Here is a 15,196-nt window from a genome sequence, read left to right as displayed (position 1 = left end):
AATAATTTACAACGTAAAACAAGATATAGATCTTCCTAAATGCTGTATTATAAATATAAAAGCACATTTGATTATATTCTTTGATGGCAAATACTATGATCCAAGTGCAGGCATATTGAAAGAATATGATTTTAGTAAAATAACTGACATTTTAGAAATATCAATATAATAATATTTATAATTAGAAATTAGTTTATTGATGAAGAACCAAATTCCAGCTAATTATAAGGGAGAAAAATTGTATGTTTAAAATTAACTTTTACGATTTAAATACTATAGAGGATAGTAAATTATTGTTTGCAGTAATTATGACAAGGTATAAGAATCAATGGATTTATGTTAGGCACAAGGATAGGCAGACCCTTGAAATTCCTGGAGGGCATAGAGAAGAAAATGAAAATATTAATGATACGGCTTCAAGAGAGTTATTTGAAGAAACTGGAGCTACAAGGTTTAATATGACTCCTGTATGTGTCTATTCAGTAGAGAGAGATGAAAATATAAATTACACAGAATCCTATGGGCAGCTATTTTATTCAGAGGTAGAGGAATTAGACAGCTGTCTTCAATTTGAAATAAGCGAAATTAAATTAGCTGATAATATACCGGGTGATTTAACTTACCCTTTGATTCAGCCATTTTTACATAAAAGGGTATTAGAGTTTTTAAAAGAGCAATAAATTATTAATGTTAAGTTTCTAAATATATTGAATTATTTTGAAATTTCTGTTGACAATATTTATTGAGGTTAGTATTATATTATTAATTAAACAAATAGTGGCTTTGATGAGGAAGAGTAATTGCATACTTGAAATAAAGAGAGGGAATGATGGTGGAAATTTCCCATGATGGATGTGATGAAGGTAGCCTTGGAGCTTTAAACCGAAAACTTTGGGTGAGTAGGCTTTAACGGAGTTCCTACCGTTAGAAGGGAAATGGTATCGGCAGATATGCCCGTACTATATTGAGTGTGTACATTTGTACAAATTTAGGTGGTACCACGGAGATTCAACCTTCGTCCTTTTAGTTAGGACGAAGGTTTTTTATTTTCTCTAAATGCGCAGTTAGAGAAAAATTAAAAATTAGGGGGTATTGCAAATGCTTAATAAAAAATATAATCCAGCAGAGTCAGAAAAGAAGTGGCAGGAATATTGGCAAAATAATGATATATATAAATATGAAAATGATAGTGATAAGGAAACTTTTTCAATTGACACTCCACCGCCAACAATAAGCGGCAGTCTTCACATAGGACATATATTTTCTTATACCCAGGCAGAAATTATTGCTAGATTTCAAAGAATGCTGGGCAAGGAAGTATTTTATCCCTTTGGCTTTGACGATAATGGACTACCAACAGAAAGACTTGTTGAAAAAGAGCAAAATGCAAGAGCTGTATCCATGCCAAGGAGTGAATTTATTGATAAATGCTTATTAACAACAAAAAAATACGAAGAAGAGTTTAAAAAGCTATGGCTATCCATGGGATTTAGCGTAGATTGGAGCCTTCAGTATGAAACCATTAATCCTATGGTACGAAAAATATCACAAAAGGCATTTTTAGATATGGCAAGGGCCAGTAAAGCATATATTAAAGAGTCGCCGGTTTTATGGTGTACAACATGTCAAACTTCAATAGCCCAAGCAGAGCTTGAAAGTGCAGAAAAGGAAGCAACTTTTAATTATATACCTTTTATGGTTGATGGGGAGGAACTAATAGTTGCAACCACTAGACCAGAGCTGCTTTATGGATGTGTTTGTTTATTTATAAACCCATCAGATGAAAGATATTTAAAATATATAGGAAAAAATGCAGTAGTTCCATTATACAACTATGAAATACCTATTCTTTCAGATGAAAACGCAAGTTTAGAAAAGGGAACAGGAATAGTAATGTGCGCAACCTTTGGAGATATTACAGATGTTGAATGGTATGAAAAGCATAAGCTGCCTTATAGAAAAGTTATAGAAAGTAATGGCAGAGTAGCAGATAATGTTCCACTAATTAGTGGTTTAACAGTTTTTAGTGCAAGAGAAAAAATTATTGAAATACTGAAAAGTAAAAATTTATTAAAAAAAAGTGAAGTAATAACTCACACAGTTTCAATCCATGAGAGATGCGGCAAGCCAATAGAAATAATACCTTCAAAGCAGTGGTATATAGATATTTTAAGCGAAAGAGAAAGGTATTTAGAAGCTGCAGATGAAATAAACTGGTATCCAGCATCTATGAAAAATAGATATATAACATGGGTAGAGAATTTAAAGTGGGATTGGTGCATTTCAAGGCAAAGATACTTTGGTATACCATTTCCTCTTTGGTATTGCAGCAAATGTGGAAAGGTTATATTTGCAAAGGAGGAGGAATTACCAGTAAATCCTTTAGAATCAAAACCTTCTTCAGAGTGCACTTGTGGCAGCACTACATTTACTCCAGAAACTGCTGTTTTTGATACCTGGGCAACTTCTTCACTGACGCCACTAATAAACTCAAAATGGAATACGGAAAAAGATATAACAAAAAAGCTTCTTCCAATGGGTATGAGAACCCAAGCACATGAAATAATAAGAACCTGGGCATTTTACACAATAGTTAGGAGCCTATTTCATACTGGTCAATTACCCTGGAAGGATATAATGGTATGTGGTTTTGTTTTAGCAAAGAAGGGCGAGAAAATAAGCAAATCGAAAAATAATGCAGCTTCTTCTCCAAATGAACTAATACAAAAGCATTCTGCAGATGCATTAAGATATTGGGCTGCTGGAGCAAAGCTTGGAACAGACACTATGTTTTCAGAGGATGAACTAAAAACATCTAAGAGGTTTTTGACAAAGCTTTGGAATGCTGCTAATTTTTGTATTATACAGCTGCAGGACTACAATGGAATGCTGCCTAAAGAGCTAATGCCAATTGATTCTTGGATAATTGAAAAAGTTAAGATATTGGGGAAAACAGCAGAAGAATACTTAAATCATTATGAGATTGGACTTGCAAAACACGAAATAGATGAGTTCTTCTGGAACGACTTTTGTGATAATTATTTGGAGATTGTAAAGGATAGACTTTATAAACCAGAAATACATGGAAAGGAAGAGAGAATATCAGCACAGTATGCCCTATATAATACGCTACTAGAGCTTTTAAAGCTTTATGCTGTATATGTACCATTTATCACAGAAGAAATATACCAGTCATTTTATAGGAAATTTGAAAAATCAATTTCCATTCATAAATTGCAGTGGAATATGAAAGCTGACACAAATAATGAAGATATATTAAGCTTTGGAGAAAATATTAAAAAATTAATAGGTGAAGTAAGACGATATAAATCAGAAAGAAATCTTTCTCTAAAGGAAAAGATAAATATTCTTAATATAAGTATTCCAGAAAAACAAGTTAATTATCTCCAGAAAACCTTAAGGGATATCAAAGCATGTACTTGGGCTGAAGAAATAAAATATAGCATAAGTTATCAATGTGACGTTGATATAAAGTAAAATATTTTTCAGGCAAAGCATAATATAATAAAAAGATGCTTTGTCTGTAATTATTTTTTGTATTATAAAATTTTTACCTTTAGTAATAACAGCTTGGGTTGCTCTCATAAAGTAGTATGTAACTATATTATGGGGGAATTCAATGTTATCAAAAAAACTTTTAGCCATTTCAACGTCACTATTTTTACTTATTGGCACTACTAGTTTTAATGCTAAAGTAAATGCAAAAGTAGAACCTGATCTAGGTTACAGTGAGAATATGTTCTATAAGTATGGAGGACCAACTGATCAGAGTATCGCAAGAGAAGATAAAATTATTGAGATGCTTAAAAAGGAAGGAAAGATATCTAAGGATGCCAGTAATCAAGCTGCACATGAAGCATTTATTAAGTACATGAATGAGAAGGCTAAGGGAAGCCAGCTTAAGTCAATATCAAAAAAGCAAAAGAGCTTGCAGGCTGCACAAAGTAAAAAATTAGCAAACTATATGAAGAAGGGTACTTCATCAGTGACTACTCCTTCAAAGACTGTTAACGTACTTGTGCTGCTAATTGATTATTCCGACTTTAAGCACAATAATATAAAACCAACTGAAACTGATATGTATTATTCTGATTACAATACAGCACATTTTAATGATATGATTTTTGGTGACAACGGATATGTTGGACCCAATGGACAAAATCTCATATCAATGAAACAGTATTACTTAGCTCAATCAGGAGGAAGCTTATTAGTTCAAGGGCAGGTTGCAGGTTGGTATACCGCATCTAACACTGCAGCTTATTATGGCGGTAATGATGCTAATGGTGATGATTTAAGACCTAGAGATTTAGTTAAGGAAGCTCTAGCAAAGGCTGCAGCTGACCCTAATTTAAATTTAGCAAACTTTGACAAGGAAGATAGATATGATATAGATGGAGATGGAAACTACAACGAACCTGATGGAATAATAGACCATGTTATGGTTATTCATTCTGGTGTAGGTGAAGAAGCAGGTGGTGGAAGTCTTGCTGAGGATGCAATATGGTCACATAGATGGGATTTAGGTGAAAACTATCAAATTCCAGGAACAGCTTATGCTGCTTTTGACTATACCCTTGAGCCAGAGGATGGAGCAGCAGGTGTATTTGCACATGAATTTGGGCATGATCTTGGACTTCCTGACGAATATGATACCCAATATAGTTCCTCAACTGGCGAGCCAATAGCTGCTTGGTCAATAATGTCTTCAGGTAGCTGGAATGGAACAGTTCCAGGAACAGAACCTTCAGGCTTTAGCCCCTATGCTAAGCAATTTTTTCAAGCAAGCTATGGTGGAAGTTGGCAGAAGGCTGCTGTAATTGATTTTAGTACATTGACTTCCTTAGGAACTACAATAAATCTAAGACAGGCTAGCGATAACAATCTGCTTACAGGAGAGCAGCAGGCTGTTAGAATTAGCTTACCAGATAAAGAGACAAAAGTTGTTACACCACCTACAGGTTCCTTAGCTTACTGGGGAAGTAAAGGTAAGGATGGTGAAAAGGTTGCAACTTCTATGCAAACAATATCACCTATTAATTTACCGTCAGGCACTAGGCCGGCTTTAACTTTCAGTGCTTGGTATGATATAGAGCAAGGATGGGATTACGGAGCAGTTAAAGTAAGTACAGATGGTACAACTTGGACAGATATACCAGGAAGCATTACTACTACCACTCATAATGCTGATGCAGTAGTGGATGTAACCAATCTTATTACAGGTACCTCAAGAGGTTGGGTTACTGCAAACTTCAATTTAAGTGCTTATGCAGGAAAGAACATATATCTGAAATTTACTTATAATACAGATGAAGCTGTTTATGGAGCTGGCTTCTATATTGATAATATTAATATTACTGCAGCGAAAAAAAGCTTGTATGTAGATGACCCAGATACAAGTTCAGGCTTCAGCTTTGTAGGTTTTTCAAAAACTAACGGGGTTCTAACAACTAAACAATATTACCTAGCTGAGCTTAGAAGTTATTATGGAGTGGATAAGGCATTAGCTCACAATGCCGTTAGCGGAGGAGTCTTTGCTTATGACCCAGGAATAGTACTTTGGTATGTTGATGACTTCTATTCAGACAACTGGACAGGGACTCATCCAGGTAATGGCTTTTTAGGAATAGTTGATGCAGATCAGAATAATATAACTTATACAGAAGGAAGAAAAGCTTACTACGCTGATAACCTATTCCAAATGAAGGATGCAGCTTTTAGTAAATATGCTCAAAACAAATTTACTATTACATCTTCTACTCGTACTACAACAGACAATAGCTTAGCAGCATATCCGTCCTTTACAGATACAACTAATTACCTTAATTCTTCACTTCCATATGTAGGGCGTAATATTCCTAATCTTGGACTAAAGATAGATATAGCTGCTCAGACTAATGATAATTCTACAGCAACTATAACTGTAAGAAAGTAGATTTAAAAATTCCATAAAATTCTGCAAATAGGGATGAGTTTTTATAAGACTTATCCCTTTGCTTTAAGATTTTTTTATATAGCAATATGTAAAATAGTGGTTTATAATCAACATATAGGTTAGTTCGTAAGCTATAATTAACATAGAATGGAGTTTTATATGATAAGATATGTACCCAACATACTTTCTATATTGAGAATTATATTGTCTTTATTATTGATTCCACTTATGCATGTTCCGAGTGGTTTTGAAGCTATTTATATTGTAGTTGGTATAACTGATGTATGTGACGGTATAATAGCCAGAAGGTTTGGATGTGAAAGTGATTTAGGCGCAAAATTAGATTCAATTGCTGACTTTGTATTTTATACAATATTTATTTTCATATTTCTAAAGCTGTATTTATCAATTATGGAAGGTGTGCATTTAGCAGCACTCATATTAATTATAATTATACGACTTATAAATATGTTGTTTACTAAATTAAAATATAAAAAGATTACTTTTGTTCATACAATTGCAAATAAGGCAGCTGGTTTTATGCTTTTTTTTCTGCCTATTTGGTTTTTGTATACTCAAAATGGACTTATACTATGGATAGTATTGATAACAGCATTTGCTGCTGCTGCTGAAGAGCTGCTTATAACTATTAAATTTGCAGAACCTGATTTAAACAGAAGAAGCATTTTGTTTTAATAATAAATTCATATAATCACGCATAAAAGGGGGGGATAATTGATGAAAATTGCTGGAAAGAAAATAATTATTGTAATAGCTATAATTATTGCACTTTTGATACCATTAATTATTAATAAGATTGATATGTCAGCAAACTCTCAAATTTTAGATAACCTAAGTGGACAAATATATTATACTAAGAGAGTTGACGGAGTTTTAATTTTATATAAAGCAGATGCAAACATGAAAAATGAAAAGCTAATTTATAGCAACGTAGGTAATGGTAATTATGATAATGGTGATAAAAATGATAATATAATAGATTTTTGTTATTTACCTGAAACTGGACAAATAGAGTTTGAAGCAGTATATAAAGGAAAATTTAGTATTCTTGGTATTAAGGAAGGTGAAACTACACCAGTTTACATTAAGGAGCCAGAAGAAAAGAAGGTTTTAGATGATTATCGAGTAGTTGAAATGGATACAGACTATATTTCCTGTAAAAATGCCAAGGTAGAAGTTTATGAAAAAAAAGGTTCTATTTACATGATGAGTAATGGTGAAGAAAAATGTATAAAGAGGTTTATTGGTATGTATTCTGATAAATTTACAGGTTATAGACCAGTAGGATTATCTCCTGATGGGAAATATCTAGTTTATAATGATTTTGGGAAAATATTAGGGCTAATTGTGGGTAAGAAAAAGCAATATATTATGGATTTAGAAACAGGAAAAAGTACTCAGTATATTAATTCTAGTCTAAATATTCAATGGACTACTAAATAGCAGTGGGTATTTTAGCGCAAAGGGGATGAGGGAATATATGAAAAGTCTAAAAAAATTATTGCTGCCATATAAAAATATGCCTATGGGTGTTTATATCATATTTTTTGCATCAATAATCAATAATCTAGGTAACTTTGTAGCTCCATTTCTAACTATGTTTTTAACTTATTCTATAGGCATGAATGTTGAGGTAGTAGGAATAATTGTGGCAGTAAACAGCTTTGTTGGCTTATTGGCCTCAGCACATGGAGGAAAGTTGATTGATGTTGTAGGAAGAAAGAAGATATTTATTATATTTAGGACTGCTTCTGCGGCAGCTTTAATCTTATGTGTGCTTACAAGAAATCCAATTATTTTGACTTGCTTACTAATTATATCAAATTTTCTTGGTGGCTACTCATTACCTGTTTACAGTACTATTATTACGGATATAACAGAAGGAGAGCAAAGGAACACAGCTTTTTCTTTGCAGTATATGGCTTTGAATATAGGTTTTTCAGTTGGACCGCTGTTAGGAGGCTTCTTATATAACAATTATTTAAATTGGCTTTTCTTAGGAGATGCTATTACAACTTTTATTTCAGTAATACTTGTAGCTATTTTTATCTCTGAGACTATGCCAGCAAAACAAGAAAAATCAACGGAGAGACATAATAAGTTGGAAAAATCCGAAGAAGGTACACTACTCCAGGCACTACTTAAAAGACCAACTTTACTTTTATTTTCTTTCATAATAGTTATATACTTTATAGTATTTTCTCAATTCAATTTTGGACTTTCTATTCAAATTGGAGAGATATTTGGAAAGAATTCAGCGACAATCTTTGGAAGCTTGATGACAGTTAATGCAGTAATGTGCAGCATTATTCCAATGTTTTTAACTGTAATGACTAAAGAAATGAAGGCGTCTTTATGTATTGCAATAGGAGGAATATTATATGCAGCTGGTTTTGGAATGATTTATTTTATACATAGCTATGCTTTGTTTGTAATATCAGCAATGCTTTGGACAATGGGAGAAATGTTAATTGCAACTAACACTAATGTATATATTGCTGATCACTCACCAGCTTCACATAGAGGAAGATTTAATTCAATATTTCCAATAATAAGGAAGCTAGGATTTATGGGTGGACCTATAATAGCTGGAATATACGTTAAATATACAAACATTAGAAATCTATGGCTTTTTATAGGTGGAATTTCTATTATTGCAGCTATTCTAATGTATAGACTTTATTTGATGGATAATAAAATTCAGGAAATTCCAGAAACCGAGGCTGTATAAAATAAATATAATTTATTACAGCCTAATGGTTTATTAATACATTGATACGATTTATATATTGGAAGGGAGAACTATAAAATGGATCAGCAAAAGGACATTTGGAATAAAATTTATGATGGGGTTTTAAATAAAATGCCTACATATGATTTATGGTTAGATAAATATGAAAAAGAACTCATGAAATCGAAAGATATCCCAATTATTGACCTTGGTTGCGGATCTGGAAATGATACTCTTTATCTCATAGAAAGGGGATATGAAGTAATCTCCTGTGATTTTTCAGAGGAAGCATTAGAAAAGCTAAGCCATTATACTAATAATTTGAATATAAAATGCTTTGATTTCAAAGATGGACTACCTTTTGAAAATAACAGTACACAGGTAATAATTTCTGATCTTTCATTGCATTATTTTACTTGGAATGAAACTCAAAGTATATTAAGGGAAATAAATAGGGTGTTAATGAAGGAAGGGCTTTTTCTTTGCAGGGTTAACTCCACTAATGATGAAAATTATGGAGCTGGAGAAGGGTTAAGCATAGAAGAGAACTATTATAATATTGAAGGCAAACTAAAGAGATTTTTCAATGAGAAGCAATTGAGAGAACTTTTTAAGGAATGGAAAATTGAATACATTAATGAAAATGAGATTAATAGATATAAGAAGGTTAAAATAGCGTGGGAGATAGCTGTAAAAAAATTAAACAAATAGTGATAAGGAGAAAAAATGTTAGTGTATGAAAATAGTGAAATAAACTTAACTGTATACTCATTAGACAAAAATAGGTGGAATGACCTTGAAGAGTTATTTGGAGAAAATGGAGCTTGTGGCGGCTGCTGGTGTATGTCTTGGAGGTTAAAAAAGTCGGAGTTTGAGAAACAAAAAGGTGAGTTAAATAAAAGCGCAATAAAAAGCTTAGTAGAGAAAAATGAGACATTAGGAGTGCTGGCATATTTAGATGGAAAGCCAATTGGCTGGTGTGCGGTTGCACCAAGAGACCAATACATAAGACTTGAAAATTCCAGGGTTTTTAAGAGAATAGATGACGAAGCTGTATGGTCAATTACTTGCCTTTATATATCAAAACAATATAGAAGAAAGGGTATCTCAACAGAATTAATTAAGGCTGCAGTTAATTACAGCAAATTAAATGATGCTAAAATAGTTGAAGCTTATCCTAGTGTACCTTATGATAATAAAGTTCCAGCTGCATTCCTATGGACAGGTATTCCTAGTTCCTTTGAAGAAGCTGGCTTTGTACTAGCAGCCAAAAGATCTAAGTGGAAACAGATGATGCGATATTATATAAAATAGCCAGCTAGATTAATTGACTTGAGAGTATTTAAGTTGCTTAAATTTATTGAGCAGCTTTTTTATATAGCAAATTGTAAAATTATAACTTATAATCTACTTATAGGAATATGCATGTTATAGGGTAAATTCTAAGGAGATGAGTTAATTGTCAAAGATAGAAGAAAAGAAGTATAAGTTTGATGAGAAGATAGTAGTTTTGAGAAATGGACATATTGATGATGCAGAGGAATTGCTCGAAGTTATTAAGAAGCTAGATTATGAAACACCATTTTTACTAAGAGAACCTGGAGAACTTACATTGACAATTGAGCAAGAAAAAATGTTTCTTCAAAGTAAATTAGAATCAGAAGTAAATTTATTTATCCTAGCAGAAGTTGATGGTAAAATAATTGGAACTTGTGCAGTTAATGGAAATGCTAGGAGAAGGCTAAGACATTCAGCAAATTTAGGAATAGCAATTCTAAAAGATTATTGTGGAAAAGGAATTGGAAGAAGGTTTATGGAAACATCAATTAAATGGGCAAAAGAAAACGGTATATCAAGAATTACTCTTCAAGTTGATGCTAATAATTTTAGGGCAATAAACTTATATTTAAAATTAGGTTTTGAAATAGAAGGAACACTAAAAAAGGATAAATTATTATCCGATGGTACTTTTATTGATTCATATACAATGGCGCTATTATTGTAGTGTGATTACCTATTATCTTATAGTATAGGAGGTAGTGAGATGAATATTAGAAATATGAAAATTGAAGATTACTATGAGGTCTATCAACTTTGGCAGAAATGCGGCATAAGCTTAGGAAAATCAGATAGTAAAGAAGAAATTCAAAAGTTTATCTTTATGAATCCAGAGACAAGCATGGTTGGAACAATAGATAATAAAATTATTGGGTGTGTATTAGGTGGATATGATGGTCGAAGGGGATTAATTCATCACCTTGCTGTTCATCCAGATTATCAGGGTAATGATTATGGTACAATACTTATGGAATGCTTAGAAAATAAATTTAAAGAAAATGGTGTAGTAAAAGTATCCTTTTGGGTACAAAACTCAAATATTGGGGTTGTTGATTTTTATGAAAAGCTTGGATATGAATTAAGAAAAGATATTGTGACAATTAGTAAAGTATTGTAGCATTACAAATTATCTTTTGTTAGGAAATAATATAGTAAATAGAAAGGTTAATAACTTATGATAAATATTAGTATTAGCAATAAAATAAAAGAAAAATGCCCAGAGGTTGCTATTGCTTGTATTAAAGCAAAGGTAAAAGTTAGTGATTCAAGTGAGAAACTTTGGGAAGAGATTAATGATGAAAGTCAAAAATTTATAAACAAATTAGAATTAAAGGATGTACTTGAAATTGAAAACATAAAAGCTTCAAGAAAAGCATATAAAATGCTAGGAAAAGATCCAAGTAAATATAGGCTTTCATCGGAATCTTTAATTAGAAGATTAGTTAAGGGGTTAGAACTATATAAGGTGAATAACATTGTAGATATTAATAATCTAATATCATTAAGAACTGCGAATTCAGTAGGAACCTATGACATTGATAATATAGGAGCTAGCATAAGCTTTACAGTAGGAGATATAGGCGAAAACTACGAGGGAATTGGAAGGGGCAGCATCAATTTAGAAAACTTGCCAGTGTTTGAAGATGAAAAAGGAAAGTTTGGGAGTACTACTTCCGATTCTAGAAGAGCTATGATAACTGAAGATACAAATTATATATTGATGAACATAATTTCTTTTAATGGTAGTGAAAAGCTGGATACATATATAAAAGATGCTGTGAATTTACTTGAAAAGTATGCTTCTGGTGAAGAAATTGAGTATAAGATAATTCAGTAATATATAATAGCCAAAATAATATTTTAATAATTAACGATAAATATGAGGATGAGATTATAATAAAAAGCTAAGGTTGATATACTTGATTAGCAGGGAGGGAGTCATGATAGGAACAAATTTAATTATAGAACTGGTAGTTCTTACTATTGTTATACATTTGATTGATACATTAGCGTATTCTGTGAGATTAAGTTCAGTGAAGAACGGAAATTTTGCACTGTCTACTTCTCTTTTTAATCTTATAGTTTTGATTTCAAGAACTGCTAATATGCTGCAGGGACCATTAATAGGAACAATAATAGAAGAGAGTATAAGAATTAAGTACAATCCTATAAATGAGATGAGATATGTTATATCTGCATCAACTATTGGAACTATTTTAGGAATTGTACTTATACCTACTTTTTTAAAGGTGTTTTCAAAATCGGTTCTAAAACTTGAGGATACAGGGTCTATCCCAAGTTTAGTTATACAATCTTTAAGCATAGCTAATATTAAGAGGATTAAGAATGGTACTGTGAGGCCCTCCAAAAGTATGATCAGAGGATTAAGATATAAAAACATACCTAAGAAGATGCTATTAATAAATGCAGTAATAACTGGTATATATACTATTGGCGTTTTAGCTGCATATTATGCTTCGATTTATGTTCCAGACAAAAGATTAGCGGTTTCTGCATCTTCTGGCATGATTAATGGAATAGCAAGTATTCTGCTTACTATTTTTATAGATCCTATGGCTTCAATAATTACTGATGAAGCCTACAGAGGGAAAAGGGAATATGGAGACGTAAAAACATTAGTAATTATGTTAATTAGTACAAAACTGATCGGTACACTTTTAGGACAATTACTACTTATACCTGGTGCTAAATTCATAACATTATTTTTCAGATAATTTATATAGTTTATATTTCTAGTTTATAAAAGTAGTATTAGTGAGTATAATGGTTAGTATAAAATATAAATGCAAAGCAGGTGATGTACTTTATGTCAAAGATAGGTTTAGTCTTTGCTGGCGGAGGGGGGAAGGGTGCCTACCAGGTTGGAGTTTGGAAGGCATTAAAGTCCTTTGGTATTGATAAACATATTAGTGCAATATCTGGTACATCTATTGGTGCATTAAATGCTATGTTGTTTTTTCAGGATAAATATAGTGCTGCAGAAGATATATGGATAAATATATCTCAGGAAAAAATGCTTCCAATAGATGAAAAACTTATACTTAGAAATATGTTTTGCTTAAGTGTATCAAGAAATAATTTACAGAGCGTACTAGAATGGGAAGAAAGATTAAAGGAATATGGCACTGTTTCTAGAGATGGGCTTAACGAACTTATTGATGAGTATATTGATTATGAAGCAATAAAAAAGATAGATAAGGAATGCTATATCTGCTGTGCAGAAGTACCAGACATTAAAGCCCACTATTTTAATATTAAGGATTTTGACAATAGTTCGCTTAGAACGTTGTTACATGCCACTTCTGCAATACCTTTGGTCTTTGAACGCGAATGTATTGATGAAAAGTTCTATATGGATGGTGGCTTAATTGACAATGTGCCAGTTAAACCGCTTTATGATTCTGGTTGTAATATAATATTTGTAGTATATTTCAACAAAAGAAATAGAATAGATAAGAGCCTTTATCCGGGTGCAAAGATAATTGAATTAATTCCATCAAAGGATTTAGGAGGATGGCTTAGAGGTACTTTAAATTTTTCAAGACATGATGCTATCGATAGAGTGTTAGAAGGTTATAAAGATGGAGTAGTGTTACTTAGTGAAATATTTAAAGAATATGATAAATCACAGGATATAGGTGAGTTTTTAGAAGAAAAATATGAAATAATACAAATGAAACTTGAAGAGTTGCTTATTCAAAAGCAATCCTTGGAAGATGAATTAAAAAAGCTTAAGCAATTAATGAATATAAATAATAATTTGAGAGAAGTAAGGAAGCTCAATAAAGATGCTAAACCTGAAAAATACGGTAGCAGCAATAAAAGAGAGGCCTAATTTACTAGAGAAAATAAATAGTTAAAAATAAGCAATAAGGACAGCAAAAGGCTGTCTTTTATTTTTTTATATTAAGACTTATGTATAAGATTGTAATCAATTAAATTTAAAATAATAACTTGTACCTATGGATAAAAAGCTGACTTATTTGGAAATATAATTTTGAATTAATTTATTCCAGTATGAGTTCAAAGAAAGTAAGGAGGGGTACAAGTGAAAAAGGATTTTATAAGATTTAGCATAGTAGCAATTTTAGTTACAGCATTAGCTTTGTATTTCAATAGTTTGAGTATAGAGAAAAGGAAAACTTTAATGGATGATAAAGATAATAATTTAAGCACAAGTGTCTCTAACTTAAATAGTTATGAAAAAAATAATGCTGTAGTAGCTGAGGGAATTTACTTTAATCCGGTACTAAATAGTGACGGCAGTAAATTATTGTTTGGAAATGGAGATAACATTTATGAAATGCAGCTTAGCAGCAATGAAACAAATCAGCTTACTAAAATTGGTGGATGCTATAACCCTTCTTACTCGAAAGACGATGAATTAATCACTTTTGCAAGGAGTAATGGGATATATATATTAGATAGGAAGTCAAACGAAATAAAAAAGGTAATTTCTTCAGAGGATCCTCAAAAGACTTTTGCTAAACCTAACTTTACTCCTGATGGAGATATTATTTATTTTAGCGTAACTGTGCTGCCAGGACCAGAAGGACATGGATTTGTAGAAAAAGAACCAGGAGTTTATAAGATTTCAAAAGATGGCAAGAACAATGAGAATATTATAGAAGGGTATAATCCTTCATTATCCAATGATGGAATAAAACTAGCCTATGAACTTAAAGAAAAAATATATACTCTGAATTTACAGACAAAGGAAAATAAACTTATAGATATAGGAAAATATGCAGCATGGTCGCCAGATAGCAATTACATAAGCTATACAAAATTTGAAAAACAAACCTCCGCATATAAAAAAGGTTTATGGCATAAAAATTTATATCTTGATAAAGATTATTCAAATGTATGGATAGCAAATATAAGCAATAACAAAAAAATTAAAGTAACGAAGGAAGAGTTTGAAGACAAGGATTCTGAAATTAAAGAATGGGCAAAAGAAGCTATTAAATTTAATATGGAGCAGCATTTTTTAGTTCCCAGTAAGCAAAGTTTTTTTGATAGTACTTGGGGGAAAAACAGCGATGAACTCTATGCGTTAAGATATAGCTCAAAAACTAGTAACTTTGAACTAGTTCGATATAACATAAACTTTAAATAAAAGACTGATT

General features: G+C 31.8%; 14 protein-coding genes and 1 other annotated feature. All 14 genes read left to right on the top strand.

The genetic code is table 11. The features are described 5' to 3' along the window. The first annotated feature begins 242 nt into the window (after nucleotides 1-242). The 14 genes from bsdE14_RS02480 (at nucleotide 243) to bsdE14_RS02415 (ending at nucleotide 15,186) form a co-directional block, all read left to right on the top strand. A complete protein-coding gene (locus tag bsdE14_RS02480; RefSeq protein ID WP_264848356.1) occupies nucleotides 243-680 on the top strand; it encodes an NUDIX hydrolase in 438 nt (145 codons plus the stop codon). Nucleotides 681-774: 94 nt separating this feature from the next. Beyond that, nucleotides 775-1,026 (top strand) — a binding site (T-box leader). 72 nt (nucleotides 1,027-1,098) lie between these two features. Next, nucleotides 1,099-3,498 (top strand): valine--tRNA ligase, encoded by a 2,400-nt coding sequence (locus bsdE14_RS02475; RefSeq protein ID WP_264848355.1) that lies wholly within the window; start codon nucleotides 1,099-1,101, stop codon nucleotides 3,496-3,498. A 142-nt stretch (nucleotides 3,499-3,640) separates the two neighbouring features. After that, nucleotides 3,641-5,956: an immune inhibitor A gene (locus bsdE14_RS02470; RefSeq protein ID WP_264848354.1), complete on the top strand. Its 2,316-nt coding sequence runs from the start codon at nucleotides 3,641-3,643 to the stop codon at nucleotides 5,954-5,956. A gap of 159 nt (nucleotides 5,957-6,115) precedes the next feature. After that, nucleotides 6,116-6,652, top strand: a complete 537-nt coding sequence (locus tag bsdE14_RS02465) for a CDP-alcohol phosphatidyltransferase family protein (RefSeq protein ID WP_264848353.1) — start codon at nucleotides 6,116-6,118, stop codon at nucleotides 6,650-6,652. Nucleotides 6,653-6,694: 42 nt separating this feature from the next. Then, entirely contained in the window at nucleotides 6,695-7,420 is a 726-nt protein-coding gene (locus tag bsdE14_RS02460) for a hypothetical protein (protein WP_264848352.1), read from the top strand. 37 nt (nucleotides 7,421-7,457) lie between these two features. Beyond that, the gene (locus bsdE14_RS02455) at nucleotides 7,458-8,708 is read left to right on the top strand and encodes an MFS transporter (protein ID WP_264848351.1); all 1,251 of its coding nucleotides are present in this window, start codon (nucleotides 7,458-7,460) and stop codon (nucleotides 8,706-8,708) included. Nucleotides 8,709-8,786: 78 nt separating this feature from the next. Beyond that, nucleotides 8,787-9,419 (top strand): class I SAM-dependent methyltransferase, encoded by a 633-nt coding sequence (locus bsdE14_RS02450; RefSeq protein ID WP_264848350.1) that lies wholly within the window; start codon nucleotides 8,787-8,789, stop codon nucleotides 9,417-9,419. A 15-nt stretch (nucleotides 9,420-9,434) separates the two neighbouring features. Further along, complete coding sequence (locus bsdE14_RS02445; RefSeq protein ID WP_264848348.1) at nucleotides 9,435-10,022, top strand: GNAT family N-acetyltransferase; 588 nt, start codon at nucleotides 9,435-9,437, stop codon at nucleotides 10,020-10,022. A gap of 145 nt (nucleotides 10,023-10,167) precedes the next feature. Continuing rightward, nucleotides 10,168-10,713 (top strand): GNAT family N-acetyltransferase, encoded by a 546-nt coding sequence (locus bsdE14_RS02440; protein WP_264848347.1) that lies wholly within the window; start codon nucleotides 10,168-10,170, stop codon nucleotides 10,711-10,713. Nucleotides 10,714-10,752: 39 nt separating this feature from the next. After that, the gene (locus tag bsdE14_RS02435; protein ID WP_264848346.1) at nucleotides 10,753-11,163 is read left to right on the top strand and encodes a GNAT family N-acetyltransferase; all 411 of its coding nucleotides are present in this window, start codon (nucleotides 10,753-10,755) and stop codon (nucleotides 11,161-11,163) included. A 57-nt stretch (nucleotides 11,164-11,220) separates the two neighbouring features. After that, complete coding sequence (locus tag bsdE14_RS02430) at nucleotides 11,221-11,883, top strand: B3/B4 domain-containing protein (protein WP_264848345.1); 663 nt, start codon at nucleotides 11,221-11,223, stop codon at nucleotides 11,881-11,883. A gap of 103 nt (nucleotides 11,884-11,986) precedes the next feature. Next, the gene (locus tag bsdE14_RS02425) at nucleotides 11,987-12,781 is read left to right on the top strand and encodes a lipid II flippase Amj family protein (RefSeq protein WP_264848344.1); all 795 of its coding nucleotides are present in this window, start codon (nucleotides 11,987-11,989) and stop codon (nucleotides 12,779-12,781) included. Nucleotides 12,782-12,873: 92 nt separating this feature from the next. Next, nucleotides 12,874-13,902 (top strand): patatin-like phospholipase family protein, encoded by a 1,029-nt coding sequence (locus bsdE14_RS02420; protein ID WP_264848343.1) that lies wholly within the window; start codon nucleotides 12,874-12,876, stop codon nucleotides 13,900-13,902. A gap of 213 nt (nucleotides 13,903-14,115) precedes the next feature. Beyond that, nucleotides 14,116-15,186 (top strand): TolB family protein, encoded by a 1,071-nt coding sequence (locus bsdE14_RS02415; RefSeq protein ID WP_264848342.1) that lies wholly within the window; start codon nucleotides 14,116-14,118, stop codon nucleotides 15,184-15,186. The last annotated feature ends 10 nt before the right edge of the window (nucleotides 15,187-15,196 follow it).

This window comes from Clostridium omnivorum (genome assembly GCF_026012015.1).
GTDB classification, from domain to species: domain Bacteria; phylum Bacillota; class Clostridia; order Clostridiales; family Clostridiaceae; genus Clostridium_AX; species Clostridium_AX omnivorum.
Note: the sequence above shows the minus strand (reverse complement) of the source record. Positions and strands in the feature narration are given on the sequence as shown.

What these genes read in the sequence shown, in the direction of transcription:
- bsdE14_RS02470 (WP_264848354.1), top strand. Translation starts at nt 3,641, where the DNA reads ATGTTATCAAAAAAACTTTTAGCCATTTCAACGTCACTATTTTTACTT.
- bsdE14_RS02480 (WP_264848356.1), top strand. Translation starts at nt 243, where the DNA reads ATGTTTAAAATTAACTTTTACGATTTAAATACTATAGAGGATAGTAAA.
- bsdE14_RS02450 (WP_264848350.1), top strand. Translation starts at nt 8,787, where the DNA reads ATGGATCAGCAAAAGGACATTTGGAATAAAATTTATGATGGGGTTTTA.
- bsdE14_RS02465 (WP_264848353.1), top strand. Translation starts at nt 6,116, where the DNA reads ATGATAAGATATGTACCCAACATACTTTCTATATTGAGAATTATATTG.
- bsdE14_RS02420 (WP_264848343.1), top strand. Translation starts at nt 12,874, where the DNA reads ATGTCAAAGATAGGTTTAGTCTTTGCTGGCGGAGGGGGGAAGGGTGCC.
- bsdE14_RS02430 (WP_264848345.1), top strand. Translation starts at nt 11,221, where the DNA reads ATGATAAATATTAGTATTAGCAATAAAATAAAAGAAAAATGCCCAGAG.
- bsdE14_RS02425 (WP_264848344.1), top strand. Translation starts at nt 11,987, where the DNA reads ATGATAGGAACAAATTTAATTATAGAACTGGTAGTTCTTACTATTGTT.
- bsdE14_RS02475 (WP_264848355.1), top strand. Translation starts at nt 1,099, where the DNA reads ATGCTTAATAAAAAATATAATCCAGCAGAGTCAGAAAAGAAGTGGCAG.
- bsdE14_RS02460 (WP_264848352.1), top strand. Translation starts at nt 6,695, where the DNA reads ATGAAAATTGCTGGAAAGAAAATAATTATTGTAATAGCTATAATTATT.
- bsdE14_RS02435 (WP_264848346.1), top strand. Translation starts at nt 10,753, where the DNA reads ATGAATATTAGAAATATGAAAATTGAAGATTACTATGAGGTCTATCAA.
- bsdE14_RS02455 (WP_264848351.1), top strand. Translation starts at nt 7,458, where the DNA reads ATGAAAAGTCTAAAAAAATTATTGCTGCCATATAAAAATATGCCTATG.
- bsdE14_RS02445 (WP_264848348.1), top strand. Translation starts at nt 9,435, where the DNA reads ATGTTAGTGTATGAAAATAGTGAAATAAACTTAACTGTATACTCATTA.